This window comes from Micromonospora sp. NPDC048169, assembly GCF_040652815.1.
In the GTDB taxonomy this organism is placed as follows: domain Bacteria; phylum Actinomycetota; class Actinomycetes; order Mycobacteriales; family Micromonosporaceae; genus Micromonospora.
This window is the reverse complement of the sequence record NZ_JBEZMS010000004.1, coordinates 1-26,539: the sequence shown is the minus strand read 5'-3', so window position 1 is coordinate 26,539 and position 26,539 is coordinate 1. Positions and strand designations below refer to the sequence as shown.

Genomic DNA, 26,539 nt, shown 5'->3' with positions numbered 1-26,539 from the left:
CTCACCTTGAGAAGAGCGTGATGGGGTTGATGACATCAGCGGTGATGGTCAGCAGCGTGAACGCGCCACCGATCAGGATCACCGCGTACGTGAAGGGCATGAGTTTGAGGTAGTCGACGCGGCCGGGGTCGGTGCGGCCGATGCGCGCGTAGAGCCAGGACCGCGCCCGTTCGAACCAGGCGATGGCGATGTGGCCGCCGTCCAGCGGCAGCAGCGGCAGCAGGTTGAACACGCCGATGAAGAAGTTCAGCGACACGAAGAGCATGAAGAACACCATCCAGGCGTTGTTCTCCACGGCCTCGCCGCCGAGCCGGCTCGCGCCGACCACGCTGATCGGGGTGTCCATGTCGCGCTCGCCGCCGGTGATCGCGTTCCACAACGCGGGCACCTTCTGCGGGATGCGCTGCATGGCGTGGGCCGTCTGCACCGCCATGTTGCCGGTGAAGTCGGCGGTGGCGCCGAACGCGGCGATCGGGCCGTACTCCACCCGGGTCGGGGTGCTGGGCGAGAGCGCCACGCCGAGCGCGGAGACCGACGAGGTGGCCCCCTTCGGGTCGTTCAGCGGCGGGCGCTGCACCGCGGCCAGGTCGACCTTGGCGTCCTGCGACCGGCCGTCGCGCACGAAGGTGACGGTGGCCGTGCCGGGCGGGGTGGCGCGGACCACGTCCTGCATGTCGCCCCAGGTGGAGACCGGCTTGCCGTTCACCGCGGTGATCCGGTCGCCGTCCTTCAGCTGGGCCCGCGCGGCCGGGCTGGCCGGGTCGCCGGACTCGCAGGCGCGCACCTTGTCCACCGTGACGCACGGCGTGAGGGCGACCACCGCCGGCTCGGCCCGGTAGCCGGCCTCGGTGCTGGGGAACTTCGGGTTCGGCAGCCCGACCGACACCGCGATGATCCAGAGCGCGATCAGGGCCAGGGCGAAGTGGGTGATCGAGCCGGCGGACATCACGATCGTCCGCTTCCACACCGGGTAGCGCCACATGGCGCGCTTCTCGTCACCCGGCTCGACGTCGTCGTCCTGCGGCGTCATCCCGACGATCTTGCAGAAGCCGCCGAGCGGGATGCCCTTGACGCCGTACTCGGTCTCGCCCCGCCGGAACGACCACAGCGTCGGGCCGAAGCCGACGAAGTAGCGCGTGACCTTCATCCCGAACGCCTTGGCGGTCAGCATGTGACCCGCCTCGTGCAGGCTCACCGAGATGAGAATCGCCAGGGCGAACAGCACCACCCCGAGCAGATAGCTCATCGAGCTCCTTCCCCCGACCCGACGATGATCTCCTGGGCGTGCGCCCGTGCCCACGACTCGGCGGCGAGCACGTCCTCGACGGTACCCGGTTCGTCGAAATCGGGAGCGTCCTCCAGCACTCGCTGGAGGGTGTCGACGATGCCGAGGAACGGCAGCCGACCCGCGACGAACGCGGCCACGCACTCCTCGTTCGCCGCGTTGTAGATCGCCGGACGGCAGCGCCCGGCCTCACCCGCCGCCTTGGCCAGCGCCACCGCCGGGAACGCCGCGTCGTCGAGCGGGAAGAACTCCCAGGTGTGGGCGGTGGTCCAGTCGACCGCCGCGGCGGCGGCGGGTACGCGGTCCGGCCAGCCGATGCCCAGCGCGATGGGTAGCCGCATGTCCGGCGGGCTGGCCTGGGCGAGCGTGGAGCCGTCGGTGAACTCGACCATCGAGTGGATCACCGACTGCGGGTGGACCATCACCTCGATGTCGGCGTACGGCACGTCGAACAACTCGTGCGCCTCGATCACCTCCAGCGCCTTGTTGACCATCGTGGCGGAGTTGATCGTGACGACCGGGCCCATGTTCCAGGTCGGGTGCGCCAGCGCCTGCTCCGGCGTGACCGCTGTCAGCTCGTCGCGCCGCCGCCCCCGGAACGGGCCGCCGCTGGCGGTGACCACCAGCCGCCGCACCTCGCCCCGGGCGCCGCCACGCAGACACTGCGCCAGCGCCGAGTGCTCACTGTCAACAGGAACGATCTGGCTGTGACCCGGATGTCGCGAGAGCGCGGCCTTGACCAGCGGGCCGCCGGCCACCAGGGACTCCTTGTTGGCCAGGGCGAGGGTACGCCCGGCGTGCAGCGCGGCCAGCGTCGGCGGCAGGCCCAGCGAGCCGACCACGCCGTTGAGGACCACGTCGCACGGCCACTGCGCCAACTCGGTCATCGCGTCCGGACCGGCCACGATCTTGGGCAGCTTGAAGTCGCCGGTGGCCCAGCCACGCCGGCTCGCCTCCGCGTAGAACGCGAGCTGGAGATCCTGCGCGGCGGACGCGCGGGCCACGCCGACCGCCTCCACGCCCAGCTCCAGGGCCTGCGTGGCGAGCAGTGCCACGTTGCCGCCACCCGCGCCCAGCGCCACCACCCGGAAGCGGTCCGGGTTGCGCTTGACGATGTCGATGGCCTGGGTGCCGATCGAGCCGGTCGAACCGAGCAGCACGAGATCTCGGGGAGTGGTCACCGGCCCATTGTTCCCCAGCGCCTCACCCCGGTTCGTCCCGGAGTGCCCGGCGGCATGATCGACTCCACTTCACCGAGGTGGCGGCATCAGCGGCGCCGCGATGCCACCACTTCGGCGAATCGGTGTTGATCACGCCTGGGGTGCCTCCTCGTCGAGCAGGTCGGCCGGATCGACGCTGAACTCGAACGGCTCCCGCATCACGAACGTCGTACCGGCCGCCGCGGCCGCCAGCGGCCGGTACTCACCCTCAGCCAGTTCGTAGAGGGCGAGCGCCGGCACCCGGTTGCGCAGGTCGACCCGGAGGAAGTACGGCACACCGGCGGCCGCGTACTCCCGTGGCCGGTCGATCACGTCCTTGCGCCGGCTGCCGGGCGACACGATCTCACCGAGGAGCACGGCCTGGCCGATGTCGACGGCGGATCGACCACCGCCCGAGGACCGCAGCACGGCGATGTCGGGGATGAACAGATCCTTGCCGGAAACCAGGTTGATCTCGGGGTAGACCCAGAGCCCGCTGCGCCGGGCGGCCCGGTGCAGCCGATACGGCAACTCGCGTTCGACCGACTGATGGTCGATGCCGGCATGTGGTGTCACGATCACGCTTCCGCTCAGGACCTCGACCTTCGGGCCGTTGGTCTCCGGCAGGAGATCGAGAGCGAGCTGCGCGGTCCAGGGCTCGTCGCGCCAGCGGAGCACGTCGAACGACGGCTCGGCCGGCTGCGGCGCCGGCTCGGGCGCGAATGCGGCCTGGGCCATCAGGCTCACCCCCTCAGCGGATAATCGTGCTACCACTCACCCTAGCGGCGCTGTCCCGTTCCGCCCTGCTCGCACACGTTGTCCGTCCCCTCCCGGCCATCACCACCGCGTACACCCTCGGGGTGCCGGTGGCGAACTCGCGCGCCCACAGGCCCCATCGACCGGCGTACGGCGCTCAGCGCTCCCGCCACAGCCGACCCGATCGCACGCCTCGGCCGGGGTCGGTCATCCGCCCGTGGCGCACGTGCGGCTGGCGCTGCAGGACGAGGCTACGGAGACACGATCGTCCTGTCGGGCGCGGTGAGGTGCTCCAGGTGCCCCAACGGCAGGTGCGGGGGCTGCCACTCCAGGAACATCGCGGTGGCGTCGTCGTCGAGCTGGTCCTGCTGGTAGGCGAGGACGGCGCGCACCAGCCGGCGCATCGTCTCGGGGCTGGGCAGCCGGTCGTTGAGGGCACGCTCGACGAAGTCGACAAGTCGGTCCAGCCCGAACCGTTCACCGTCGTCGCCCCGGGCGTCGGTGATGCCGTCGGTGTAGGCGAGGACGCGGTCGCCCGGGTGTAGCGCCTCCTCGTGCGCCCGCGGACGCCGCGTCGACAGGTTGCCCAGCCCGAGCGGCAGCGCGGTCGGCCCGGGCAGTGCCCGGACGGCCTTGCCGTCCCGCAGCAGCATGGCGCCGGGGTGGCCGGCGTTGATGATCCGCAGCAGGCCGGTCCGCCGGTTGAGTTCGGCGAGCAGCGCGGTCGCGAACATGCCGGGGTGTTCGGAGCGGACCCACCTGTCGATGCTGATCGCCGTGTCGATCAGGTCGAGACCGGTGCGCCGGGCGTTGCGGTACGCGCTGACCACGAGCGAGGCCATCGCGCTCGCCTTGATCCCGTGCCCGCAGGTGTCGAAGAGCCCGACGCTGAGCACGTCGCCGTTGAGCGCGTAGTCGAAGATGTCCCCGCCGACGTCGTAACACGGTTCGAGAACGGCGGTGACCACCAGGTCGTCCGTCGCGAAGGTCAACGGCGGCAGCAGCCCCCACACGATCTCGGCGGCGACCTGCATCGGCAGGCGGCGGCGGATCCGTTCCACGACGTCGCCGTAGAGCCGGCGGTTCACCAGGACCTGGGCGACGGCGACCGCCACCTCCCAGGCCGGCCGGTCCAGCGCGGGGTCGCTGGCGCGCGACGACACGATCTCCAGCGCGCCCAGCCGTTCGCAGCCGAGCAGCAGTGGCACCCAGAGCCGGTCCGGGTGGTCGGGAGCGCGCTGCACCTGGAGGCCGGTGAACGCCCGACCGGCCAGCGTCGTCTCGATCGTGAGCTCGTCCCGAGGCGCGCCCGCGCCGACCAGGGGTACGAGCGAGGACTGTGTGTAGTCGGCCAGGTAGATCACCATGTCGGTGGCCCCGATGGCGGGAGCGACCCGGTTCACCAGGAGCGACAGGTCGTCCGGACCACCCCGGGCGGCGTTGAGGTGCAGCCAACGCGCCGCGTCGCCACCGTCGACCATCCGCGCCTCCCCCGTGTCTCCACCACCGTAGGAGGCCGAGGGCGAACTGCCAACGGCGCGGCTCAGGTCGGGCGTTCCAGGACGAACGTCTCCAGTTCGGCGCCGCCGTACCAGTCGGTGCGCACACCCACGTGCGTCATGCCGAGCCGCCGGGCCACCGCCATCGACGGGTCGTTCCCGGCCATCACCACCGCGTACACCCTCGGGGATCCGGCGGCGAACTCGCGCTCCAGCACCGCACGGGCCGCCTCGGTCGCGTAGCCGTTGCCCTGGGCGTCCGGGTGCAGATGCCAGCCGACCTCGATGTCGTCGGTCAGGGTGACGCCGTCACGTCCCGGCAGCGGCTTGAGCAGGACGCTCCCCGCCACCGGCCCACCGTCGCGCGGCTCGACCGCCCACAGACCCCAGCGACCGGCGTACGGCGCCCAGCGCTCCCGCCACGACCGGACCCGCTCGCACGCCTCGGCCGGGTTGGTCATCCGGCCCTTGCCGCCGCCCAGCCAGCGCATCACCTCGTCCCGGGAGTAGATGTCGTAGACCCGGGCCAGGTCGTCCGGCGACTCGGTCCAGTCGCGCAGCACCAGCCGGTCGGTCGTGGCGATCGTCATGCCGCCGGATCGTAATGCGTGGCGCGGTGCCGTACGGGGAACGACAGGGCGATGGGCGACGGGTGGGAGCGGACGAAGCGGATCACGGCTGCGGCGTTCCGGCCGGTCCGCGGCCGGGACCTGTCCCTGCACGCCGCCGCGATCACCTTCTACGGCGCGATCGCCGTGGTGCCGGTGGCACTGCTGGCGATCTGGCTGACCGGGCTGCTCGCCGGAGCGGACCGGGTGCGGCGGCTGACCGGGTACGCGATCGACACGCTGCCCACCGAGATCGGCGCGAACCGGGCGGTGGCCGCGCTCGTCGAGGCCGGGCTGGGGCTGACCCCGCTGCTGGCGCTGGCCTCGCTGCTGCCCGCCTCGCTGTACGGGGAAGGGCTGCGCCGCGCGTTCGTCTCGGTGGCCGAACCGCGCGCCGAGTCCGGTGCGCTGGTCGGCTGGCGGGGCCGGCTGCTGCTGCTCCCGCTGCTGGCACCGGCCCCGGCGCTGCTGCTGTCGATCCTGCTGGCGCTGCCGCTGACCACCCGGCTGGTGCGCCAGGGCGGCTGGCTCGGCGCGCTCGGCGTGGTGTTGTCGTTCCTGGCGGTGTGGCTGGTGCTCACACCGGTGCTGATCTGGGTGTTCCGGGTGGTCGGCCCGGCCTCGCCGGACTGGCTCTCCACAGTCGGCCTGGGCTCGTTCACGGCCGCGAACCTGTCCGGCTTCCTGCACGGGTTCGTGCTGTTCTGCTCGCTGCCGCTGGACCTTGGCGTGCCGTTCGGCGGCTTCGACGAGATCGGCGGCGGCGTGGCGGTGCTGCTCTGGCTCTACCTGTTCCACGTGATCGTGCTGTCCGGCTACTCGGCCACGCTGGCGGCGAGCCGGTGGCGGGCCGCCCGGGTGGCGGCCCGCGCCTGACGGCTGCGGTCAGCGCCGGAACGGGCCGCGCACCTCGTACGTGATGCCGCCGGTGCCGGCCCGGGCGCCGCTGGCGCCGCGTTGCGAGGAGAAGTAGAGCCGGCTGCCGTCCGGGGAGAACGCCGGACCGGTGATCTCCGACTCGGACTGCCCGAGCAGCCGCAGGAACGGAGCCACCACACCGGCCGGCGTGATCACGTTGATCTCCATGTTGCCGCCGTCCTCGGCCACGTAGAGGTCACCGCCCGGGGTGCCGGTGATGTTGTCCACCCCGGTCAGGGGCGCGGCACCGGCCGGCACCAGCGAGTCGTCGTACGCGAGGTCGAGCCGCTGGTTCGCCGCGTCGTACGCCCACACCCGGTTGTCGCCCTTCGTGGTGAACCAGCAGGTGCCGTCGGCGTACCAGCAGCCCTCGCCGCCGTCGAACTCCTGCGCCGCGCCCACCTGGAAGCGGGTGGGCACCGGGAACCCGTCGCGGTCCGGCAGGTCCCGCCAGGTCACCGGGCCGGTCACCTGGCCGTCCGGGGCGCAGAGCACCTGGACCTTGCCGGTACGCAGGTCACCCCAGGTGTCCGGGACGAAGCGGTAGAAGCAGCCGTCCGGCTCGTCCTCGGTCAGGTAGACCACCCGCCGCACCGGGTCACAGGCCGCCGCCTCGTGCTTGAAGCGGCCCATCCGGGTCCGCTCCTCGCCAGAGCGGCCGCCCTCCGGCCACGTCTCGAACACCCGGCCCAGCGGCACCTCCTCGCAGGACAGCCACGTCCCCCACGGGGTCGGCCCGCCGGCGCAGTTGACGTTGGTGCCGCCGAGGATCCGGTACGCGGCGGCGATCGTGCCGTCGGCGGCGAACCGCACCGCCGAGGCACCGCCGACGAGCGGGACCTCGGAGTTGGAGACGTAGATCCAGCCGTCGCCGGACGGGAAGCAGGCGCCGCCGTCGGGCGCCGGGTGCCAGGTGTACGAGGTGCCGGCGACCCGCTGCCCGGAACGCGCGATCACCCGGCTGGTGAAGCCCGCCGGCAACTGGAGGCCGTTGGCGTCGGCGGCGAGCAGGTCGCCGTACGGGCCGGCGCCGGGCTGGGCGGGCTGGGCCGGGGCGGCCGCGGCGGCCCAGAGACCACCGGCGAGAGCGGCGGCGCCACCGGCGGCGGTGGCACGCAGGACGGTACGACGATCCATCGGGGGGTGACCTTCCCGGAGGCGGTGGGTGTCTCCTCGACGGTAGAACGGAAACGCATCGACCGCCGCCACTACAGGGTGAACGACTGGTGACGGCGCTCCGGGGTCAGAGGCTCTCGACGTACCGCTTGGCGTCGGCCAGCGACATGTGCGTGTGCTCCCGTACCACCTTGATCGCCTGGATCTTCTTCCCCCGGTGCAGCAGCCGCGCGGCCTCGGCCCGCACCGCCTCGTCAACGCCCTTTCCGGGCGCCGGGGCGCCGGGCGGCCAGGTGCCGCCGGCCGCCAGCGCGTCCACCGCCCGCTTCGCGTCCAGCAGCGACAGCCCGGTCTGCTCGCGCATCACCTTGACCGCCTCGACCTGACGACCCGCGTGGATCAGGCGGAGCACCTCGGCCTGCCCGCCGGCGGGACGATCAGCGGCGACCAGATCCCGGGGACGGTCGCGCCGCAGCACGAGCAGGAGGAGGAGCACCACCACGACGAGCGCCACCGCGAGCGCGACCTGGACAGCCGGGGACATGCCGGGAACGGTAGCGCCCCGCCGCGAGCCCTCCCGCCGGGGTCCCGCCGCAGTTACGCTCCGATCCTATGAGCGACGCGAGTGAGCTGCCGTCCCGCGCCGACGTCGTGGTGGTCGGCGCCGGGCACAACGGCCTGGTCTCGGCGATCCTGCTGGCCCGCGCCGGCCTGGACGTGCTGGTGCTGGAGGCGTCAGGCGTGATCGGCGGGGCGACCCGCACCGAGAACCCGTTCCCGAAGGTGCCGGGGCTGCGTCACTCCACCGGGTCGTACCTGCTCGGGCTGATGCCGCCGGAACTGCTGGCCACGCTGGACGTGAGCATCCCGGTGCTGCGCCGCGACCCGCACTACTTCCTGCCCACGCCGGGTGGGCTCGGCTCGCCGTACCTGCTGGCCGGCAGCGACGTGGCGGCGAGCCGGCGGCAGCTCGCGGAGATGTTCTCCCCCGCCGACGTCGCCGCCGACGACGCGCTGCACGCCGAGCTGGCCCAGCTACGGGAGGACCTCGCCCCGGCGTGGCTGGCCGAGCCGCTGCCGGTCGAGGAGACCGCCGAACGCTACGTGCGGCCCGCGCTGCGGCGGGTCTTCGTCGACCTGGTGCGCGGCTCGGTCGCCGACCACCTGGCCCGCTTCGACTTCCGCTCCGAGCTGCTGGTCAGCATGTACGCGGTCACCGACGGCCTGTCCGGGCTCAACGCCGGGCCGGACGACCCCGGCACCGGCCACAACTTCCTGGTGCACAACATGTGCCGGCTGCCGGGCGCGGACGGCACCTGGATGATCACCCGGGGCGGCATGGGCACGGTGTCCCGCACGTTCGCCGAGGCCGCCGTGCGCGCCGGGGCGCGGATCGTGGCCGACGCGCCAGTCACCGCGATCCGGCTGGCCGGAGGCGCCGCCGCCGGGGTGACGCTCGCCGACGGGCGGGAGGTGGACGCCCCGGTGGTGCTCGGCGCGTGTGACCCGTACCGGCTGATGGAGCTGCTGCCCGACGGCGCGCTCCCGGCGGAGCTGGGCGCGCGGATGGCGGCGGTCCGCCGCCCCGGCACCACACTCAAGCTCAACCTGGCGCTGACCGGGCTGCCGCGCTTCTCCTGCCTGCCGGAGGACGCGCCGAGCCCGTTCGGCTCGACCATCCACCTGCTGCCCGGCTCGGCGTCGCTGGTCGGCGAGGGCGGCGAGTCACCGATGGCCGCGCTGCGCGGCATGTGGGCGGACGTGCGGGCCGGACGGCTGCCGGACGAGCCGACGATCGAGTGGTACCTGCACACCACTGTCGACCCGTCGCTGTCCGACGACGCCGGGCACCACTCGTCGGCGCTGTTCGTGCAGTCGGTCCCCTACGAGCTGGCCGGCACCACCTGGGAGGCCGCGCTGCCCGGCTACGTCGAGCGGCTGATCGCGATCTGCGAACGGTACGCCCCGGGCGCCGGTGACCTGGTCGCGGACGCGGTGCCACTGCCGCCGCCGGGCATCGAGGCGCACTTCGGCATCACCGGCGGGCACATCCACCACGTCGACAACACGGTGTCGTTCACCGACCGGATGCCGTACGCGACCGGTGTGGACGGCGTGTACGCGGGCAGCGCCGGCTGCCATCCGGCGGGCAGCGTGATCGGCGCGGCCGGGCACAACGCGGCCCGCCGCATCCTCGCCGACCTGGGTTGAGTCCTCCCGGCCGTCGGGCGCCTCCTGGCCGGCGGACGGCGGCGGCGGAAACCGTCAGACGGCCGCTTCCCCGGCCGGCGCCGGGGTCTCCGCGTCGGCGCGGTGCGCGCGGATCTTGTGCCCGACGCTGGTCAGGCAGCGCCCGCTGGCCAGGTCGAACTTCCAGCCGTGCAGCTGGCAGGTGAGCTGGTCACCCTCGACGATGCCGAACCGGCTCAGGTCCGCCTTCAGGTGCGGGCAGCGCCGCTGCACCACCCAGCCGTCGAGCGTGATGTCCTCGGCGTCGACCGCCCGCTCGTGCTCGTCGTACCAGCCCTCTGCGTACTGGAGGCGCTCCTCGGACAGGCACTTGAAGAAGGCGTAGACGAACTCGTTGTACTGGCCGATGCGGGCCGCGGAGAAACGGCAGGAGAGGAAGAGCGAGTTGACCCAGTCCACCTCGCCGATGTGCAGCAGGTGCTCGATCAGCGCCCGCTCGGTACGGAAGCGGTAGCGGACCTTCTCGTCCGCGTACGGCCGGACCTCCTTGCCCGGGAAGTCCACCACGATGGATTCAATGGTCTCTCCGCCTGTGCCGTCAGTGCCGACCAGGTCGAAGCGGACCGGCCCGCCGACGCCCTTGGCCAGGTAGATCGACTCGTCGAGCAGCGGCTCGATCCGGCGCTTCATCTCGCCCAGCACGTCCACCTCGGGGTGCCGCCAGGACGCCTTCTCGGCCTCGATGACCGGGCGCTTGCGCTCCCGCATCTCCTCCAGGTGGGCGACCTTGTTCGCGAAGAACTCCTCCACCGGCACCGGGTGCGTGGTGGTCGCGCCCTCGGTGGTGATCTCCGAGACGCTGCCGGGCAGCAGCACGACGCCGTTGGTGCCGCCGACCTTGGCGTACTCCGACAGGAACACCGACTGGTCGGGGAAGATGTTGCCCTCGTCGCCGAAGATGTCGTTGAACTGCCACAGGTCGTCGTCGAGGAAGCACGGCGGGCCGGCGATCGGGAAGACGTGGTCGGCCTTCAGGTCGTCGATGTAGCGCCAGGTGCGGTCGAACTGCCGGTCCCGCTTCTGCTTCCCGAACGCCGTCTTCGCCGCCTGCGGCAGCTCGTAGACCATCGGGTACCAGATCGCGCCGGAGAACTGGAGCATGTGCGCGTGCACGTGGCCCAGCTCGGCGAACACGGTCAGGTCGGTCGGGCGGGCGTCGTTCTGGTTGAGCAGCCGGACGCCGTCGTACTCGACCCAGAGCGAGGAGTCGCCGATCGGGCCGTCGGTCGGGCTGGTCAGCGCCTGAATCATGATCTTCAGGCCGCCGGGCAGCTCCACCACCTGCTCGTTCGGGGCCTTGAGGAACTTCGTGAAGCCCAGCTCCCGGAACTCGTCCTCCATCTCCGAGGTGGGGAACTCGGGCAGCAGGACGGTGGCGTCCTTCGACACGAAGTCGCGCAGGTGCTTCGCGTCGAAGTGGTCCCGGTGCAGGTGCGACACGTACAGGTAGTCGACCTGGCCGAGGGTGGCCCAGTCGAGCTGGGAGTTGTCCGGGAAGGGGAACCACGAGGCGAAGTAGGCGGGGTTGACCCACGGGTCGCACAGGATGCTGCCCGCGGCCGTGTCGATCCGCATGCTGGCATGCCCCGTACCGGTCACTCGCACCGCAGTCCTCCTCAAAAAGGCATCAGGTGTACGTCAAGACGCTACCGGAGGCAGTGTGCTCGCCGTTCCGCGACGCCGGTAGTGGTCTTCCGCCCCGACCGGGACGGGACCAACGACCCGGGCCGGCCGGACGGTCCGCTGTCGCCCGCCCGGGTCATCCCCGGCACAGGAGGTCGGACCCTGCGCCGGGCCCGGTTACCGGCGTGCCAGACTGATCGGAGATCCGATCGCGAGGGAAGGACCGACAGTGGCAGGAGACGAGCCGGTAACCGCGCCAGATCAGCACAAGCCCGGACACCGCAAGTCCGGACGGATCGGTGCGGTGCTGTCGGCGTTGGCCTTGGTTCTGATGGCGTTCTGCGGGATCGAGGAAGGCCGGGTGGAGCACATCTGGCTGTTCGGGATCGCCGGGCTGCTGATCGCCATCGTCATCGGCGACGCCGTGCTGCGCCGCAACGGCCTGCGGTCCTGACGCGCGGCGCCCACGGTAGTGCGCGAAGGGCCCGCCCCCTGTCCGGGGGGCGGGCCCTTCGTCGTCTCGTGACCGCCGTCAGCGGCCGAGCAGGATGTCCTGCACGTCCTTGAGCGCGGCGTCGACCTCGGCCTCGAAGTAGCCACCGGGCACCAGCCCGAAGCGCAGCGTGTCGAGTTCCTTCGGGCTCACCGGCATCGGGTTGCGCCCCTGCATGCCCCCGAGCAGCGTCTCGAAGAACCGGTCGACCTGGTCCGGGTCGTACCCGCTGCCGAACCGGCGGACCTGGAAGCTGCGCCGGATCTGGTCGACCCGGTGCAGGTCGCTGCCGGGCGGGCCGGCCATCGGCGGCCCCACCATCGGCGGACCGGCGACCGGCGGACCCACGAGCGGCGGGCCGGTCATCGACGGGCCCGGGCCGTAGCCGTGGTCCGGCGGACCGTAACCCGGGTCCGGCGGGCCGTAGCCGGGCTCGGGAGCGCCGTAGCCCTGCTGCGGCAGCGCGGGCGGACCACCAGGGCCACGACCACGCAGCTCGCGCTCGGGCATGCGGATCTCGGCGGTCATGTCGGCCCGTCCCCGCCGGCCGGCCTCGAACCCGTCGAAGCGGTCCTCCGGGCCGCCGTATCCACCGGGGCCGCTGTCCGGACCGTAGCCGCCCGGGCCGCTGTCCGGCGGACCGTATCCACCAGGGCCGTTGTCCGGGCCGTACCCACCGGGGCCCTTGTCCGGGCCGTACCCACCGGGACCGTTGTCCGGGCCGTAGCCGCCCGGGCCGGGCGGCAGACCGCGCGGCGGCGGGCCGCCGTGCCCCATCGGCGCACCCGGGCCCATCGGGCCGGGGCCACCCGGGCCACGCGGGCCGTCGTAGCCACCGCGCGGGCCGTCGTAGCCACCGGCGAACGCGCCGGTCGGCTCGTCGTAGCGGCTGCCGTAGCGGTCGGCGGGCGGGCCGGGCTGGGCCGGCATCTGCCGGGGCGGCATCGGCGGCTGCGGCACCGGCGACATGCCCCGGTCGTCGCGCATCGGTGGGCCCAGCCGGTCGGCCATCCGGGGGTCGCCACCGCGCCCGGCCGGTGCGCCACCGCGCTCCTCCAGCTCGGCGAGCTGCCGCTCGACCCGGTCGAGGTGCAGGTCGACCTGCCACTCGTCGTAGCCGTTGAACCGGACCCGGAAGACGACGTCGTGGACCTCCTGGGAAGCCACGGGCGCGCCGACCGGCTGGCCTTCGAGTGTCGCCTCGACCCGGTCCAGGAAGGCGTCGACCTCGTCGACCTTGTAGCCCCGGCGGAGTGCCTTACGCCGGAAACGCTGACCCTGACTCGCCACTATGTCTCCTGGTCTCGTACCGCTACGCCGTTGCCGCGCGTGAGTCGCCGTCCGTGTCCTCGGCGGCGGCGAGCTGCCCACAGGCCCCGTCGATCTCGCGTCCCCGGGTGTCGCGCACCGTGGTCGACACACCGGCGTCGCGCAACCGCCGGACGAACTCCCGCTCGACCGGCTTCGGGCTGGCGTCCCAGCGGCTGCCCGGGGTCGGGTTGAGCGGGATCAGGTTCACGTGGGCCAGCTTGCCGGCCAGTAGCCGCCCGAGCAGATCGGCTCTCCACGGCTGGTCGTTCACGTCCTTGATCATCGCGTATTCGATGGACACGCGACGTCCCGTCGTGGCCGCGTAGTCCCACGCCGCGTCCAGCACCTCGGACACCTTCCAGCGCTGGTTGACCGGGACGAGTTCGTCGCGCAGCTCATCATCGGGGGCGTGCAGCGACAACGCAAGGGTCACCGAGAGGTCTTCGCTGGCCAGTCGGCGGATCGCCGGCACCAGGCCGACTGTCGAGACCGTGATGTGCCGCTGCGACAGGCCCAGCCCCTCCGGCGCCGGGGCGACCAGCCGGCGGATCGCCGCCACCACCCGCGAGTAGTTGGCGAGCGGCTCGCCCATGCCCATGAACACCACGTGCGACAGCCGCGGCGGGGACCCGGCCACCACGCCGGAGGCGGCCACACCGGCCAGGTAGACCGCCTGGTCGACGATCTCGGCGGTGGACAGGTTGCGGGTCAGCCCGGCCTGGCCGGTGGCACAGAACGGGCAGGCCATGCCGCAGCCGGCCTGGCTGGAGATGCAGACCGTCACCCGGTCCGGGTAGCCCATCAGCACGCTCTCCACCAGCGAGCCGTCGTGCAGCCGCCAGAGCGCCTTGCGGGTCGCGCCGTCGTCGCAGGCCAGCTCGCGCACCGGGGTCAGCAGCGTGGGCAGCAGCTCGCCCGCCAGCCGGTCCCGGGTCGCCGCCGGCAGGTCGGTCATCCGCTCCGGGTCGCGCACCAGGCGGCCGAAGTAGTGGTTGGAGACCTGCTTGGCACGGAACGCGGGCTCACCCAGCTCGGCGACGAGCGCCTGCCGGCCGGGCAGGTCCAGGTCGGCGAGGTGGCGGGGAGGCATCGAGGGCCGGCGGCCGCGGGCGTCGGGGTCTACGGAGATCAGCGGGAGACTCGTCATGGCGCGTCCAGTCTGACACGCTCCCGCCCGGACGCACCCGTCCGTACGTGTCGAATCGCCCCCGGCCGGCCGGGCCGCCCCGGCTCGACGCCGTGATTCATGCCTCAGCCCGTCACCGGGACGAAGACCGCGAGCAGCAGGTACGCCACCGGCACGGCGAACAGGATCGAGTCGAGCCGATCCATCAGGCCGCCGTGCCCGGGCAGCAGGTTGCTCATGTCCTTGACGCCGAGATCCCGCTTGATCATCGACTCGGCGAGGTCACCGAGCACCGCCGCGACCGAGATCGCCATCCCGAACAGCGCACCCCACCAGGGGGCCACGTCGAACAACGCCCACAGCAGCGCCGCGCTGCCCGCCGCCGCGGCGGTCACCGAGCCGGCGAAGCCCTCCCAGGACTTCTTCGGGCTGATCGTGGGAGCCATCGGGTGCTTGCCGAACGACACGCCCGCGGCGTACCCGCCGGTGTCGGAGAGCACCACCGCCGCCAGCGTCACCAGCACGCGCAGGGCCCCGTCGCCCGGCGCCGCCGCGAGCATGGCCGCGAACCCCGCGAGGAACGGCACGTACACCGCGATCAGGGTGGCCGCGGTGAGGTCACGCTGGTAGTCACCGGGCCCGTCGCCCAGCCGCCAGATCATCGTGCCCAGCACCGTGACCAGCAGCCCGAGGCAGAGCGCGTCGGGCCCCGCGTACCAGGCCAGACCCACTGTGATCACGCCACCGGCGACGAGCGGCGCCAGCGGGGGGTGGGCGCCGCTGCGGCGCACCGCGCGGGCCATCTCCCAGATGCCGATGCCCACCGCGGTCGCGAGCACGGCGAGGAACGCCGGCATGAAGAAGAACAGCGGCACCACGACCGCCGCGCCGAGGGCCACCCCGACACCGATCGCCGCCGGCAGGTTGCGCCCCGCCCGGGACGTCTTCGGCGCGACGGTCGGCGGACGCTCCGGGCTCGCCCGCCGCCGCCCCCGGCCCCGGCGACCGGCCGGCGGCTCGGGCTCGGGCACCGGCGCGGGCTCGTCGCGTACCGCCGGGATCTGGTCGGTGGGCTCGTCCCGCACCGGCGCGATCTGCGCGGTCGGGTACTCGTCGTCGCGTGCGGGCTCGCCCCACGGGCCGTCGTGCTCCGGCCCGGTGGGCCGCCCACGGTCGCCGGCCGGCGGTCCGTCGTACCGGCCCGGGCCGTCGTGGTGCCGCGAGGTCGTCGGGTACGCCCCGGCGTACGTCTCCGTACCCGGGTAGGTGTCCGGGCGGGCGTAGGTGTCCGGCTCGGCGGGTGAGGTGTGCGCGGCCGGGCCGGGTCGCCAGGGACCGGGCTCCAGGTCGGTGTCCGGCCAGGGCAGGGCCGGGGCGGCCGGGCGGTCCCAGCCGCGCGGCTCGGTGCTGCCGTAGGGGTCGGGGTGGGACATCACGCACCGGCAGCCGGTACGAGAGCCACCACATGACGCAAGACCAAGACCATCCCCTACCGGCGTGAGACTTCCTGTTTACCGACCGACGGCCGGGCGACTCCCGCCGTTCACCCCGTGGTGGTCGGGAATCGTGCCGAGCCTACTGCACCCGCCGGAGCGCCGAGGGTGTGCGCCGCCGGGCACGACGACGGCACCGGGCCGCCGCCCCGACGGGCGACGGCGGCGCGGTGCCGTGCGAGGTACGCGGGTGCTCAGACCTCGAGCAGCTCGCTCTCCTTGTGCTTGACCAGCTCGTCGACTCCTGCGACGAAACGGTGGGTCAGGTCGTCCAGTTCCTTCTCCGCGCGCCGGCCCTCGTCCTCGCCGACCTCGCCATCCTTGACCAGGCGGTCCAGCTCCTCCTTGGCCTTGCGGCGGATGTTGCGGACGGCGACCTTGGCCTCTTCGCCCTTCTGCCGGGCGACCTTGATCATCTCCCGGCGCCGCTCCTCGGTCATCTGCGGCAGGACGATGCGGAGCTGGTTGCCCTCGTTGTTCGGGTTGGCCCCGAGGTCCGAGTCGCGGATCGCCTTCTCCATGGCGCCCAGCTGCGAGTTGTCGTACGGCTTGATGATCACCATGCGGGGCTCGGGCACCGCGATGGAGGCCATCTGCGGCAGCGGGGTCGGGCTGCCGTAATAGTCGATGACGATCCGGGAGAACATGGCGGCGTTGGCGCGTCCGGTACGGATCCCGCCGAACTCCTCCTTGGCGTGCTCGATGGCACGCTCCATCTTCTCCTCCGCCTCGAGGAGGGTGTCGTCGATCACCGGTCTCCTCGCCTCCTTCTGTCGCTCGTCGGGTGTGGTGCGGGTGCTGCCGTGGCAGAGAGGGACCGTTGCCGGTCCGGCGGGCCGGTCAGGCCGTGATCAGGGTGCCGATCTTCTCACCGCCGACGGCGCGGACGATGGTGTCGTCGCCCTGCGCGCCGAAGACCAGCATCGGCAGGCCGTTCTCCATGCAGAGGCTGAACGCGGCGGCGTCGGCCACCCGCAGGTTACGGCGCAGCACCTCGGAGAAGGTGATCGAGTCGAGCTTGCTCGCGGTCGGGTCGATCCGGGGGTCGGCGGTGTAGACCGCGTCCACGCCGTTCTTGCTCATCAGCACCACGTCCGCGCGGATCTCCAGCGCCCGCTGGGCGGCCACCGTGTCGGTGGAGAAGTACGGCATGCCGGCGCCCGCGCCGAAGATGACCACGCGGCCCTTCTCCAGGTGCCGGATCGCGCGCAGCGGGATGTACGGCTCGGCGACCTGGGCCATGGTGATCGCGGTCTGCACCCGGGTCTCGATGCCCTCCTTCTCCAGGAAGTCCTGGAGGGCCAGGCAGTTCATGACCGTGCCGAGCATGCCCATGTAGTCGGCGCGGGCCCGGTCCATGCCGCGCTTCTGCAGCTCGGCGCCGCGGAAGAAGTTACCGCCGCCGACCACCACGGAGACCTGCACGCCGCGGCGCACCACGGTGGCGATCTGCCGGGCGATGCCCTGCACGACGTCGGGGTCGACGCCGATCGCGCCGCCGCCGAAGACCTCGCCGGAAAGCTTCAGCACCACCCGGCGGGACCGACCGGGCGGAGGTGCGGTCGGATCCTCCACCGCCAGGTTCCGGTCACTCACAACCTGCGTCATCCGCCCCGCCCCTTCTCCCCGCGCATCGCGCGGTGTCGCGTACGTGCCCCTGCCGACCCTATGTGACGAGGAGGCCGCGGTGCCTGTCGCGTACACCGGCGGCCTCCTCGTCGACGTCTCCCCTGTGCCCGGGCCGGACGGCCCGGCGCGGCGGCTCAGGCCTGGCCGACCTCGAACCGCAGGAAGCGCGTCACCTCGATGCCGGCGTCGGCCAGCACCTGCTTGACGGTCTTCTTGTTGTCGGCGACCGACGCCTGCTCCAGCAGGACGAAGTCCTTGAAGAAGGCGTTGACCCGGCCCTCGACGATCTTCGGCAGCGCCGCCTCGGGCTTGTTCTCCTCGCGGGCGGTCTGCTCGGCGATGCGCCGCTCGGACTCGACGGTCTCGGCCGGCACCTCGTCGCGGGTGAGGTACTTCGGCCGCATCGCGGCGATCTGCATGGCCACGGCGCGGGCATCGGCGTCGGCCGCCTCGTCGCTCTTGCCGGTGAACTCCACGAGCACGCCGACCGCCGGGGGCAGGTCCTGGCTCTTGCGGTGCAGGTAGACGGCGGTGGTGCCGTCCAGCTTGGCGAAGCGGTTGAGCACCAGCTTCTCGCCGATCTTGGCGGACTGCTCCTGGATCAGGTCGGCCACGCTCTTGCCGTCGATGCTGCTGGCGAGCAGCTCCTCGGCGTTGGTGGCGCCGCTGGCCACGCCGTGCTCGACCAGCTGCTGGGCCAGCGCGATGAAGGCGTCGTTCTTGGCGACGAAGTCGGTCTCGCAGTTGAGCTCGAGCAGCGCCTGGCCGGAGTGGGCGATGAGGCCGTTGGCGGCGGTGCGCCCGGCCCGCTTGCCGACGTCCTTGGCGCCCTTGACGCGCAGGATCTCGACGGCCTTGTCGAAGTCGCCCTCGGCCTCGGTCAGCGCCTTCTTGGAGTCCATCATGCCGGCGCCGGTGAGGTCGCGGAGCTTCTTGACGTCCGCGGCGGTGAAGTTGGACATGACTCTCTCTTCGGTGTCAGTGAGGTGGTCTGGGGTGCTGGTTACCCGTTTCCGGGCCGGTGCTGCCCGGCGTACCCGTCACGTCCCCACCGCCGGCGATTCCCGGCGGTGGGGACGCGACGGCGAGATCACTCCGCGGCGGCGGTCGCCGGCTGCTCGGCGGCAGGCGCGGCGGGCTCGGCCGGCTCGGCGGCGGCGGGCTGCTCGTCGGCCTTCTTCGGCTCCTCGAGCAGCTCGCGCTCCCACTCGGCCAGCGGCTCGCCGGCGGCGACCTGGCCGGCCTCGGGCTTCTCGTCCGCGCCCCGGTTACGGCCGGAACGGGCGATCAGGCCGTCGGCGACGGCGGCGGCGACGACCTTGGTCAGCAGCTCGGCCGAGCGGATGGCGTCGTCGTTGCCCGGGATCGGGAAGTCGACCTCGTCCGGGTCGCAGTTGGTGTCGAGCACGGCGATCACCGGGATGCCCAGCTTGCGGGCCTCGTCGACGGCGATGTGCTCCTTCTTGGTGTCGACGATCCACACCGCGGCCGGGAGCTTCTGCATGTCCCGCAGACCACCGAGGGTCTTGGTCAGCTTGATCTTCTCGCGGGAGAGCTGGAGCGTCTCCTTCTTGGTGTAACCGGCGGCGGTGCCGCTCAGGTCACCCAGGGCCTCCAGCTCCTTCATCCGCTGCAGCCGCTTGTACACGGTCTGGAAGTTGGTCAGCATGCCACCGAGCCAGCGGTGGTTGACGTACGGCTGGCCGACCCGGGTCGCCTGCTCGGCGATGGCCTCCTGGGCCTGCTTCTTGGTGCCGACGAACAGGATGCTGCCGCCACCCGCGACGGTGGTGCGGACGAACTCGTACGCCTTCTCGATGTAGTCGAGCGTCTGGCGCAGGTCGATGATGTAGATACCGTTGCGCTCGGTGAAGATGAAGCGCTTCATCTTCGGGTTCCAGCGCCGGGTCTGGTGCCCGAAGTGCACACCGCTTTCCAGCAGCTGACGCATGGTCACGACGGCCATGGTGGGTTACTCCTACGTTGTCCCTGGTTGTCCGTCCGGCCGGCGGCCGGACGCCTGGCGCCCGGTCGCCGGCCAGGGTGGGCCCGGTACGTCATACCGGGACCAGGGAGGCCGTCGCCCCACGGAGAGACCGTGGAGAGGGCACGCGAGGTCGACCGCGCGAGGCGGTCGCCAGTCGACCAGTGTACGCGCCCTCTCCGCTGCCCGGCCCCCGGGTGCGGAGCACGCCCGCCCGGTCAGCCGGCGGCGAGCGCGGCGGCCAGGAACAACACCAGCCCGACGGTCAGGTACGCCGTCGGCGGGCGCAGCCAGCCCCGGCTGCCGTCGGCGAGCGCCAGCCCTCCGGTGCGCAGCCCGTACAGGCCGGTGCCGAAGATCGGCAGGCCCACCACCAGGAACATGCCCACCACGACGTGCGACGTCGACACCGGGTCACCGAAGATGCCGTGCAGCAACACCCGCACCGCCGGCACCTCCAGCACCAGCACGAGCACCGCCAGCAGGACCGCCAGCGCCGGGCGCCGGGTCCGGTAGACGCCGTCACCGGGCGGCGGCCCGTCCGGGCGCGGCAGCACAGCGGGCATCGGACCGGTCGGCATCTCCAGCGGGTGCGGGGTCGCCGCCGGCTGGGCGGGACCACCCGGGCGCTCGCCGATCCGCAGCGGAGTGGGCTCGCCGGGGTTCAGCCGACCGGCGGCGGAGGGCTCGGCCCCGTCCGGGCCCACGGCGCCGGGCGCGGCCGGCTCGACCACCGGGTAGCCGCCGACCGGGCTGAGCCGGGGCTGGTCGACGCCGCCGACCGCGCTCCGGGCGTCGGCGCCGCCGGCCGGGTCGCTGCCGTGGGCGATGAGGCCGTACGGGTCGGCGCCGGCCGGGGAGACGCCGGCCGGGGCGGCCGTCGGCGTACCGAGCGGGCTCGCCAGCGGGTTCCCGTGCGCGGCGGTGCCGAGCGCGTCGACGCCGCTGCGGGACACCGAGCCGAGCGGGTCGGCCGACTCGCGCGCCGCGCGGCGGGCGGCTCGCGACCCGGGCAGCTCCCCGGAGACCTCCGGGTCGTCCGGCCGCTGCGACCGCCAGCTGCTCGTGTCGTCCACCAGCGGATCGGCGGCGGAGTACCGGCCCGGCTCGGCGTACCGGTTCTCACCGGCCCGCTGCTCAGGCGTGCGGTAGTCGTCGTCGCGGTAGCGGGGCTCACCCGCGGCGCGCCAGTCCGACTCGTATCCGCGGTCGCCCCAACGCGACCCCTGCTCATCCTCGGAATAGCTCCGTCGTCCGTCCACGACCGGCACGGTATGCGACACGCACCAGCCGCGCCATTCGGACACCCGGCGATATCGGCCCAGGTCAGCACCGATATCGAGGGGTCGCCGCCGCACTACTTTGGGTAGTCGTGCGATGTGAAGGTCGGTGCGGCACCCGGGTACGGGAAATCGTCGGGGAAGGCGGTCACCACGGCTTCGCGGTTGAGCACGTCGACCAGGAAGTGCGCCAGGCAACCGTCGAACAGGTGCCACTCGTCGAAGTCCCGAGCGCCGTTCACCGCGATGCGCCACCGATCCGGCGCGTCGCCCGGGTCGCGCACCCAGTAGACGGTGTCTCCGTTGTCGGTCAGGGCCACCGCCGTCAGACCGTCGACCGGTGCGGGTAGCGCCTCCCCGCTGGAGGCGTACGCGCGCAGCACTTCGGCGGCCTCCGCGACACCGCGCGCGAGGTCCAGCCGCGCAACCGGATGGCCGGGCGCGAGCAGCGCCAGGAAGTCGTCGAACTTCCCCGGCCCGTACCGGTCGACGAGATCCTTGTAGTCCCCGGGGAGTGCGGAATCGAGCGAGCGCTCCACCGCCGGCCAGTCCGGCGGCGCGCTCAGGCGGGCCGGAGGCGGCACCATCCGCACGAGCCGCTCGACGTACCTGTTCACGCGAGTCTGAAGTCACTTCTGGTGACCCCGTACCGGTCGGGCACCACCAGGCAGCTGAAACGCCGGCCCGCAAGGCTGGACTGCTCGACGCCCAGATTCAGGGCGAGCACCGCCGCATCCGTCCTCCGAACCCTGGATTCGGCGTCCGCCTCGCGGAACTCCGCGATCCCGCCGCAGGCCGAAGCGTCGAACGACGTGTTCCGAGCTGCCACGGCACTCCACTCTCGCTGTCGGACCGGCTCATCATGCCTGTCCCTAGCAGATCGACAACATGATCGTCGTTCCGTCCACAGGCCCACCCCTGTCCACAGGTCACCGGACCGGGCCACCCGCGATCAGGGACGCCGGTCGCATCCTGACCGGCATGACGAACCGGAACCGAGCCGTCGGGGCGTACGGCGAGCGGTGCGCGCTGCGGCACCTGATCGAGACGGGCCTGCGCCCGGTCGCCCGCAACTGGCGCTGTCCCGAGGGCGAGATCGACATCATCGCCTGGGACGGCCCGGTCCTCGCCATCTGCGAGGTCAAGACCCGCCGTACCGAGCGGTTCGGCTCCCCCGCCGAGGCCGTCGTGCAGGCCAAGGCCCGTCGGCTGCGCGGCCTGGCCGCCCGCTGGCTCGCCGAGACCGGCACCACCGCCGACGAGGTCCGCTTCGACGTCCTCTCCGTCCGGCTCCCGCTCACCGGCCCCGCCCGCGTCGAACACCTCCGCGGCGCGTTCTGACATGGGGTACGCGAAAGTGCTGAGCGTCGGCCTGGCCGGAGTCGCCGGGCACCTCGTCGAGGTCGAGGCCGACCTGGCTCCCGGACTGCCCGCCGTGATCATCTCCGGCCTGCCCGACACCGCCCTGCACGAGGCGCGCGACCGGGTCCGCGCCGCGATCGTCAACTCCGGCCAGAAGTGGCCCAACCGTCGCATCACCCTCAACCTGCTCCCCGCCACCCTGCCGAAATACGGCTCGGCGTTCGACCTCGCCATCGCGCTCGCCGTCCTGGCGGGCTCGGGTGAGCTGCCGCCGGTGGCCCTGGACGCCACCGTCGTGCTCGGCGAACTCGGCCTCGACGGCGCGGTACGCCCCGTCCGCGGCACGCTGCCCATGGTCGCCGCCGCCGCCCGCGCCGGGCACACCCGCGTCGTCGTACCCGCCGGCAACGCCGCCGAGGCGGCGGTCATCCCGGGCGTACGGGTGCACGCCGTCGACACCCTGCACCGGCTCGTCGCCCACGTCCGCGACGGCAGCCCGCTGCTCACCCCACCCGCCCACGTCCCGGGCGGCGGCACCGTCGGGCCCGACCTGGTCGACGTGGCCGGGCAGCCGCTCGGACGGCGCGCACTGGAGATCGCCGCCGCCGGCGGCCACCACCTCGCGCTGCTCGGTCCGCCCGGCGCCGGCAAGACCATGCTCGCCGAGCGGCTGCCCTCGATCCTGCCCGAACTGGACGACGAGGCAGCTCTGGAGGTGACCGCGCTGCACTCGATCGCCGGCCTGCTGCCACCCGGCGGCGGCCTGCTGCGCCGTCCCCCGTTCCAGGCGCCACACCACACCGCCACGGTGCCCGCGCTCGTCGGAGGCGGCTCCGGGCTGGCCCGGCCCGGCGCGGTGTCGCTCGCCCACCGCGGGGTCCTGTTCCTCGACGAAGCGCCCGAGTTCAGCAAGGGCGCGCTGGAGGCGTTGCGGCAGCCGCTGGAGAGCGGCCGGGTGCGGGTGGCGCGTACCCGGGGCGCCACCGAGTACCCGGCCCGCACCCAACTGGTGCTGGCGGCCAACCCCTGCCCCTGCGCGAAGCCCTCCGGTGACGTCGACTGCGAGTGCCCGCCGCTGACCCGGCGGCGCTACCTGGGACGCCTGTCGGGTCCGCTGCTCGACCGGGTGGACGTGCAGGTCCGGTTGACCGCGGTACGCGCGGCGGAGCTGCTGCGCACCGACGCCGCGCACGAGTCCTCGGCCACCGTCGCCGCCCGGGTCGTCGCCGCGCGGCACGCCGCCGCCGACCGTTGGGCGGCCACCGGGCACCGGGTCAACGCCGACGTTCCCGGCCCGTACCTGCGCCGGCCGCCGTGGCACCTGCCCGCCCGGGTCACCACGGATCTGCGCCGCCGGCTCGACACCGGTTCGCTGTCCGCGCGCGGCTACGACCGCGTACTCCGTCTCGCCTGGACCATCGCCGACCTGGACGGGCGGGATCGGCCCGGCCGCGACGACGTGGCGGAGGCCATCCAGCTCAGGACGGGAGAGGTCGCGTGAGCGCCGACGACCACCGGCTGGCGCGGGTCGCGCTCACCTGGCTCGCCGAGCCCGGCACCCGGTCGGTGTACGCCCTGGTCAAGCGGATCGGCCCGGTCGCCGCGCTCGACCTGCTGCTGTCCGGCGAAGCGCCGGACCGGGCGCTGCGGTCGGCCGTCGCGGCGCGCGGCGCCGCCGGTGACGCCCGGACGGTCGCCGCCGACGCGCTGGCGCGCGGCGAACGACTCGGCGCCCGGCTGGTCACCCCGGACGACGACGAATGGCCCACCCAGGTCGGGGACCTGCGCCGGCTGGCGATGTCCGGGGCCACCCGGCGGGTCGACGTGGAGACCGATCCGCCGCTCTGCTTCTGGGTACGCGGCGCGTGGCCGCTCGACGAGGCGCTGGCACGCTCGGTGGCGGTGGTCGGCGCCCGGGCGGCCACCCCCTACGGCGCGCACATCGCCACCGAGCTGGGCTACGGCCTCGCCGATCGGGAGTGGACAGTCCTGTCCGGTGGCGCGTTCGGCATCGACGCCGCGGCGCATCGCGGGGCGTTGACAGCGGGCGGGCGCACCGTCGCCGTGCTCGCCTGCGGCGTGGACCGCCCGTACCCGATGGGCAACGCCGCGCTGTTCGACCGCATCGCCGACACCGGCCTGCTGGTGAGCGAGTGGATTCCCGGCGCGGAGCCGCTGCGCCCACGATTCCTCATCCGCAACCGGGTCATCGCCGCGGCGACGAACGGCACGGTGCTGGTCGAGGCCGCCGCCCGCAGCGGCGCCACCCAGACGCTCAACCGGGCGCTCGGCCTGCACCGCCCGGCGATGGTGGTGCCGGGCCCGGTGACCTCGGCGATGTCCGTCGGCGGGCACGAGGTGCTGCGGGAACACCCACGGGCCCGGCTGGTCACGAACGTCGCGCACGTGCTGGAGGAGGTGGGGCGCATCGGGTACGACCTGGCCCCGCCCGCCCGGGCCCCCGAACGTCCACGGGACCGGCTCGACGAGGAGGCCACCCAGGTGCTGGAGGCGCTGCCGCGCCGCCGGGCGCTGGACCTGGAGAGCGTCGCGGCACGCGCCGGCGTGGACCTGCGCACCGCCATGCGCAAGCTGTCCATGCTGGAGGAACTGGCGATGGTGGTACGCCGCGACGACGGCTACGCGCTCGCACCCCCACCGGCCGCCCGCACGTGACCGCCTCAGTCGCCCTCGAACCGGATCTCGGCGTCGCGGCGCTCGGCACATCGGCGGACGAGCCGGGCCAGCCGGTGCACGTGGTCGACCTCCGCCTGCGCCCGGGCCACCTCGGCCAGGCACCGCAGCTCGGCGAGCAGGTGCGGCATCCGCTCGGTGCCCACTGTCAGCTCACCGAGCGGGTCGACGCGGTCCAGCAGCGGGGTCCGGCCACCGCCGCGCACACGCTTGAGCAGGTCGAGCAGCAGATCCTGCGGATCCGCCACGACCTCGATCGAGACGTACGCGGGCCGGCGACGGCTGTCGCCCGCCGACACCTGCCGGTAGAGGACGGCGTCCACTCCCACTCTCGGCCCTCCTCGTAGCGGCGTCACCGACGCGGGGACGCGTTCGTCTGATCGCGGCCGGATCGACCTCCGTCGGGGCCGGTCCGGGCCACGCTGCCCGCCGGTCGCCGCACCGGAGCGTGCCGCAGCATGAGTTTCCCCTGTCCAGACCCGCTTTTGCCACCCCACTCAGCGCGTCGGCGGGTAATCCACGCCGGGAAGAAGCGGACGGCAGTGGCGGACGGCACAACGCACGGGCGACGGCCCGGCCCACCGCGAGGACGGAAACGGTAGCCGGGCGGCACGGCGAGCGGCGGGGCGGCGGCACGGCGAACGTGGGCGCTCCGGCCTTACGCTGGGGCGGTGATCGCTGTCCGCCACCGCCGCCGCGACCGGGTGCGCCCGGACCGGACGCCGCGATGAGTCAGCGGCGGCGTGGCACGCGGGACGCGCACGAGGAGCTGCCCGCGTCGATGCGCGAGGCGGTGGACGACTTCGCCGACCACCTGTCACGGGTGCGCAACCGCTCCGTCCACACCGTCCGGGCGTACGTCACGGACCTCGTGTCGCTGCTGGATCACGCCGTCCGGATGGGCTGCGCCGACCTGCCGGAGCTGGACCTGGCAATGGTGCGTAGCTGGCTGGCGAAGCAGCGGACCATGGGCGCGGCCCGGACGACCATGGCGCGGCGTGCCGCCTCGGTCCGCACGTTCAGCGCCTGGGCGCACCGGACCGGCCTGCTCGCCGACGACGTGGCCGCGCCGCTGGCCAGCCCCCGGGCCCGGCGGGAACTGCCCACAGTGCTGCGGGCCGACCAGGCCGCCGTCCTGATGGAGGCGGCCCGGCCCGCGGACGCCCCGCAGCCCGTGGAGACGGCGGGTGCGGACACACCCGCTGCGGTGCTGCTGCGTGACCGGCTGCTGCTGGAGCTGCTCTACGGCACCGGGGTACGCGTCAGCGAGGCGTGCGGCCTGGACGTCACCGACGTCGACCAGGCCCGCCGGGTGGTACGCGTGCTGGGTAAGGGCGGGCGGGAACGCTCGGTGCCCTACGGGGTGCCGGCCCAGCGGGCGCTCGACACCTGGCTGCGCGACGGCCGGCCCGTTCTGCTGACCCCGGGCTCGGGCCGGGCGCTGCTGCTCGGGGCTCGGGGCGGACGGCTCAACCCGACCACGGCGCGACGGATCGTGTCCGGCTGGGCCGGTGCCGCGGGGGTGCCGCGGGTGACGCCGCACGGGCTGCGCCACTCCGCCGCGACGCACCTGCTCGAAGGGGGCGCGGACCTGCGGGCCGTGCAGGAGTTGCTGGGGCACTCGTCGCTCGCCAGCACCCAGATCTACACGCACGTCTCGGTGGAGCGGCTCCGCGCCGCGTACCGCCAGGCGCACCCCCGCGCCTGACCGCAGAAAGCGTCGGTGGAACGTCATGGGTGTCCGCGGGGCCGGGAGACACCCATGACGTTCCACCCGAGCGGGCGAATCCGGCCGGGGCATGATCCATCCCGGGCTAGTACTCCAACGTCACTTGGCTTTGGCGTTGGGCGTGGCGCGGGCATGAAGACGGCCACCGCGTTGATCATCGATGGTTTGTGAGGACAACCGAAGA

At 73.1% G+C, this 26,539-nt stretch carries 26 protein-coding genes; 7 read left to right on the top strand and 19 right to left on the bottom strand.

The features are described 5' to 3' along the window. Position 1: 1 nt before the first annotated feature. From AB0D28_RS05080 to AB0D28_RS05060, 5 genes are all read right to left on the bottom strand, one after another. On the bottom strand, positions 2–1,246 hold the full coding sequence (locus AB0D28_RS05080; protein WP_357382372.1) for a site-2 protease family protein: 1,245 nt from the start codon (positions 1,244–1,246) through the stop codon (positions 2–4). Further along, positions 1,243–2,466, bottom strand: a complete 1,224-nt coding sequence (gene dxr, locus AB0D28_RS05075) for a 1-deoxy-D-xylulose-5-phosphate reductoisomerase (RefSeq protein WP_357382370.1) — start codon at positions 2,464–2,466, stop codon at positions 1,243–1,245. The genes AB0D28_RS05080 and dxr overlap by 4 nt, the downstream gene beginning before the upstream one ends. A gap of 129 nt (positions 2,467–2,595) precedes the next feature. Continuing rightward, the gene (locus tag AB0D28_RS05070) at positions 2,596–3,222 is read right to left on the bottom strand and encodes a Uma2 family endonuclease (protein WP_357382368.1); all 627 of its coding nucleotides are present in this window, start codon (positions 3,220–3,222) and stop codon (positions 2,596–2,598) included. Between the two features lie 269 nt (positions 3,223–3,491). After that, positions 3,492–4,721: a PP2C family protein-serine/threonine phosphatase gene (locus tag AB0D28_RS05065; RefSeq protein WP_357382366.1), complete on the bottom strand. Its 1,230-nt coding sequence runs from the start codon at positions 4,719–4,721 to the stop codon at positions 3,492–3,494. A 62-nt stretch (positions 4,722–4,783) separates the two neighbouring features. Next, the gene (locus AB0D28_RS05060; RefSeq protein WP_357382364.1) at positions 4,784–5,329 is read right to left on the bottom strand and encodes a GNAT family N-acetyltransferase; all 546 of its coding nucleotides are present in this window, start codon (positions 5,327–5,329) and stop codon (positions 4,784–4,786) included. A gap of 51 nt (positions 5,330–5,380) precedes the next feature. Here AB0D28_RS05060 and AB0D28_RS05055 point away from each other — a divergent pair, with 51 nt between their 5' ends. After that, entirely contained in the window at positions 5,381–6,223 is an 843-nt protein-coding gene (locus tag AB0D28_RS05055) for a YhjD/YihY/BrkB family envelope integrity protein (protein ID WP_357382362.1), read from the top strand. 9 nt (positions 6,224–6,232) lie between these two features. On the opposite strand, the gene AB0D28_RS05050 is transcribed toward AB0D28_RS05055, so the two are convergent. Together AB0D28_RS05050 and AB0D28_RS05045 are read right to left on the bottom strand one after the other, a co-directional pair. After that, positions 6,233–7,402, bottom strand: coding sequence for an alkaline phosphatase PhoX (locus AB0D28_RS05050; protein ID WP_357382360.1), 1,170 nt, complete (start codon positions 7,400–7,402; stop codon positions 6,233–6,235). Positions 7,403–7,508: 106 nt separating this feature from the next. Further along, the gene (locus AB0D28_RS05045) at positions 7,509–7,925 is read right to left on the bottom strand and encodes a 50S ribosomal protein L7/L12 (RefSeq protein ID WP_357382358.1); all 417 of its coding nucleotides are present in this window, start codon (positions 7,923–7,925) and stop codon (positions 7,509–7,511) included. A 68-nt stretch (positions 7,926–7,993) separates the two neighbouring features. Between AB0D28_RS05045 and AB0D28_RS05040 the strand changes: the two genes are divergently transcribed. Next, positions 7,994–9,592 carry an NAD(P)/FAD-dependent oxidoreductase gene (locus AB0D28_RS05040; RefSeq protein ID WP_357382356.1) on the top strand — a complete coding sequence of 533 codons (1,599 nt, stop codon included), beginning with the start codon at positions 7,994–7,996 and terminating at the stop codon, positions 9,590–9,592. A 54-nt stretch (positions 9,593–9,646) separates the two neighbouring features. On the opposite strand, the gene AB0D28_RS05035 is transcribed toward AB0D28_RS05040, so the two are convergent. Then, positions 9,647–11,236, bottom strand: coding sequence for a Rieske 2Fe-2S domain-containing protein (locus AB0D28_RS05035; protein WP_357382354.1), 1,590 nt, complete (start codon positions 11,234–11,236; stop codon positions 9,647–9,649). Between the two features lie 247 nt (positions 11,237–11,483). Here AB0D28_RS05035 and AB0D28_RS05030 point away from each other — a divergent pair, with 247 nt between their 5' ends. After that, positions 11,484–11,708, top strand: a complete 225-nt coding sequence (locus AB0D28_RS05030; RefSeq protein WP_081635946.1) for a hypothetical protein — start codon at positions 11,484–11,486, stop codon at positions 11,706–11,708. Between the two features lie 78 nt (positions 11,709–11,786). Here AB0D28_RS05030 and AB0D28_RS05025 read toward each other — a convergent pair whose 3' ends face one another. The 10 genes from AB0D28_RS05025 to AB0D28_RS04980 all read right to left on the bottom strand — a co-directional run bounded on the left by AB0D28_RS05025 (position 11,787) and on the right by AB0D28_RS04980 (position 21,399). Continuing rightward, positions 11,787–13,037: a DivIVA domain-containing protein gene (locus AB0D28_RS05025; RefSeq protein WP_357382351.1), complete on the bottom strand. Its 1,251-nt coding sequence runs from the start codon at positions 13,035–13,037 to the stop codon at positions 11,787–11,789. A 22-nt stretch (positions 13,038–13,059) separates the two neighbouring features. Further along, complete coding sequence (gene rlmN / locus AB0D28_RS05020) at positions 13,060–14,205, bottom strand: 23S rRNA (adenine(2503)-C(2))-methyltransferase RlmN (protein ID WP_357382349.1); 1,146 nt, start codon at positions 14,203–14,205, stop codon at positions 13,060–13,062. A gap of 104 nt (positions 14,206–14,309) precedes the next feature. Continuing rightward, positions 14,310–15,617: a phosphatidate cytidylyltransferase gene (locus tag AB0D28_RS05015; protein WP_357382347.1), complete on the bottom strand. Its 1,308-nt coding sequence runs from the start codon at positions 15,615–15,617 to the stop codon at positions 14,310–14,312. 254 nt (positions 15,618–15,871) lie between these two features. Then, positions 15,872–16,429 carry a ribosome recycling factor gene (frr, locus tag AB0D28_RS05010; protein ID WP_030504243.1) on the bottom strand — a complete coding sequence of 186 codons (558 nt, stop codon included), beginning with the start codon at positions 16,427–16,429 and terminating at the stop codon, positions 15,872–15,874. Between the two features lie 88 nt (positions 16,430–16,517). Further along, complete coding sequence (gene pyrH, locus AB0D28_RS05005; RefSeq protein ID WP_357382344.1) at positions 16,518–17,285, bottom strand: UMP kinase; 768 nt, start codon at positions 17,283–17,285, stop codon at positions 16,518–16,520. A gap of 155 nt (positions 17,286–17,440) precedes the next feature. Then, the gene (tsf, locus tag AB0D28_RS05000; RefSeq protein ID WP_357382342.1) at positions 17,441–18,268 is read right to left on the bottom strand and encodes a translation elongation factor Ts; all 828 of its coding nucleotides are present in this window, start codon (positions 18,266–18,268) and stop codon (positions 17,441–17,443) included. A 128-nt stretch (positions 18,269–18,396) separates the two neighbouring features. Beyond that, a complete protein-coding gene (gene rpsB / locus AB0D28_RS04995) occupies positions 18,397–19,272 on the bottom strand; it encodes a 30S ribosomal protein S2 (protein WP_357382340.1) in 876 nt (291 codons plus the stop codon). Positions 19,273–19,508: 236 nt separating this feature from the next. Then, positions 19,509–20,552 carry a hypothetical protein gene (locus AB0D28_RS04990; protein ID WP_357382338.1) on the bottom strand — a complete coding sequence of 348 codons (1,044 nt, stop codon included), beginning with the start codon at positions 20,550–20,552 and terminating at the stop codon, positions 19,509–19,511. Between the two features lie 95 nt (positions 20,553–20,647). Continuing rightward, entirely contained in the window at positions 20,648–21,187 is a 540-nt protein-coding gene (locus tag AB0D28_RS04985; protein WP_357382336.1) for a hypothetical protein, read from the bottom strand. After that, positions 21,184–21,399: a hypothetical protein gene (locus AB0D28_RS04980; protein WP_357382334.1), complete on the bottom strand. Its 216-nt coding sequence runs from the start codon at positions 21,397–21,399 to the stop codon at positions 21,184–21,186. The genes AB0D28_RS04985 and AB0D28_RS04980 overlap by 4 nt, the downstream gene beginning before the upstream one ends. 152 nt (positions 21,400–21,551) lie before the next feature. Between AB0D28_RS04980 and AB0D28_RS04975 the strand changes: the two genes are divergently transcribed. From AB0D28_RS04975 to AB0D28_RS04965, 3 genes are read left to right on the top strand one after another with little or no spacing between them, the layout of a single operon-like run. Beyond that, complete coding sequence (locus AB0D28_RS04975; RefSeq protein ID WP_357382332.1) at positions 21,552–21,911, top strand: YraN family protein; 360 nt, start codon at positions 21,552–21,554, stop codon at positions 21,909–21,911. Between the two features lies 1 nt (position 21,912). Beyond that, entirely contained in the window at positions 21,913–23,433 is a 1,521-nt protein-coding gene (locus AB0D28_RS04970) for a YifB family Mg chelatase-like AAA ATPase (RefSeq protein WP_357382330.1), read from the top strand. After that, the gene (locus AB0D28_RS04965) at positions 23,430–24,608 is read left to right on the top strand and encodes a DNA-processing protein DprA (protein WP_357382328.1); all 1,179 of its coding nucleotides are present in this window, start codon (positions 23,430–23,432) and stop codon (positions 24,606–24,608) included. The genes AB0D28_RS04970 and AB0D28_RS04965 overlap by 4 nt, the downstream gene beginning before the upstream one ends. A 5-nt stretch (positions 24,609–24,613) precedes the next feature. Here the strand turns inward: AB0D28_RS04965 and AB0D28_RS04960 are convergent, their stop codons facing one another. Then, the gene (locus AB0D28_RS04960; protein WP_357382326.1) at positions 24,614–24,955 is read right to left on the bottom strand and encodes a hypothetical protein; all 342 of its coding nucleotides are present in this window, start codon (positions 24,953–24,955) and stop codon (positions 24,614–24,616) included. 398 nt (positions 24,956–25,353) lie between these two features. Between AB0D28_RS04960 and AB0D28_RS04955 the strand changes: the two genes are divergently transcribed. Next, positions 25,354–26,334 carry a tyrosine recombinase XerC gene (locus AB0D28_RS04955; protein WP_357382324.1) on the top strand — a complete coding sequence of 327 codons (981 nt, stop codon included), beginning with the start codon at positions 25,354–25,356 and terminating at the stop codon, positions 26,332–26,334. Positions 26,335–26,539: the final 205 nt, after the last annotated feature.

Coding starts and splice junctions, on each gene's coding strand:
- AB0D28_RS05080 (WP_357382372.1), bottom strand. CDS start 1,246: ATGAGCTATCTGCTCGGGGTGGTGCTGTTCGCCCTGGCGATTCTCATC.
- AB0D28_RS05070 (WP_357382368.1), bottom strand. CDS start 3,222: ATGGCCCAGGCCGCATTCGCGCCCGAGCCGGCGCCGCAGCCGGCCGAG.
- AB0D28_RS05065 (WP_357382366.1), bottom strand. CDS start 4,721: ATGGTCGACGGTGGCGACGCGGCGCGTTGGCTGCACCTCAACGCCGCC.
- AB0D28_RS05060 (WP_357382364.1), bottom strand. CDS start 5,329: ATGACGATCGCCACGACCGACCGGCTGGTGCTGCGCGACTGGACCGAG.
- AB0D28_RS05055 (WP_357382362.1), top strand. CDS start 5,381: ATGGGCGACGGGTGGGAGCGGACGAAGCGGATCACGGCTGCGGCGTTC.
- AB0D28_RS05050 (WP_357382360.1), bottom strand. CDS start 7,402: ATGGATCGTCGTACCGTCCTGCGTGCCACCGCCGCCGGTGGCGCCGCC.
- AB0D28_RS05045 (WP_357382358.1), bottom strand. CDS start 7,925: ATGTCCCCGGCTGTCCAGGTCGCGCTCGCGGTGGCGCTCGTCGTGGTG.
- AB0D28_RS05040 (WP_357382356.1), top strand. CDS start 7,994: ATGAGCGACGCGAGTGAGCTGCCGTCCCGCGCCGACGTCGTGGTGGTC.
- rlmN (WP_357382349.1), bottom strand. CDS start 14,205: ATGACGAGTCTCCCGCTGATCTCCGTAGACCCCGACGCCCGCGGCCGC.
- AB0D28_RS05015 (WP_357382347.1), bottom strand. CDS start 15,617: ATGTCCCACCCCGACCCCTACGGCAGCACCGAGCCGCGCGGCTGGGAC.
- pyrH (WP_357382344.1), bottom strand. CDS start 17,285: ATGACGCAGGTTGTGAGTGACCGGAACCTGGCGGTGGAGGATCCGACC.
- tsf (WP_357382342.1), bottom strand. CDS start 18,268: ATGTCCAACTTCACCGCCGCGGACGTCAAGAAGCTCCGCGACCTCACC.
- rpsB (WP_357382340.1), bottom strand. CDS start 19,272: ATGGCCGTCGTGACCATGCGTCAGCTGCTGGAAAGCGGTGTGCACTTC.
- AB0D28_RS04975 (WP_357382332.1), top strand. CDS start 21,552: ATGACGAACCGGAACCGAGCCGTCGGGGCGTACGGCGAGCGGTGCGCG.
- AB0D28_RS04970 (WP_357382330.1), top strand. CDS start 21,913: ATGGGGTACGCGAAAGTGCTGAGCGTCGGCCTGGCCGGAGTCGCCGGG.
- AB0D28_RS04955 (WP_357382324.1), top strand. CDS start 25,354: ATGAGTCAGCGGCGGCGTGGCACGCGGGACGCGCACGAGGAGCTGCCC.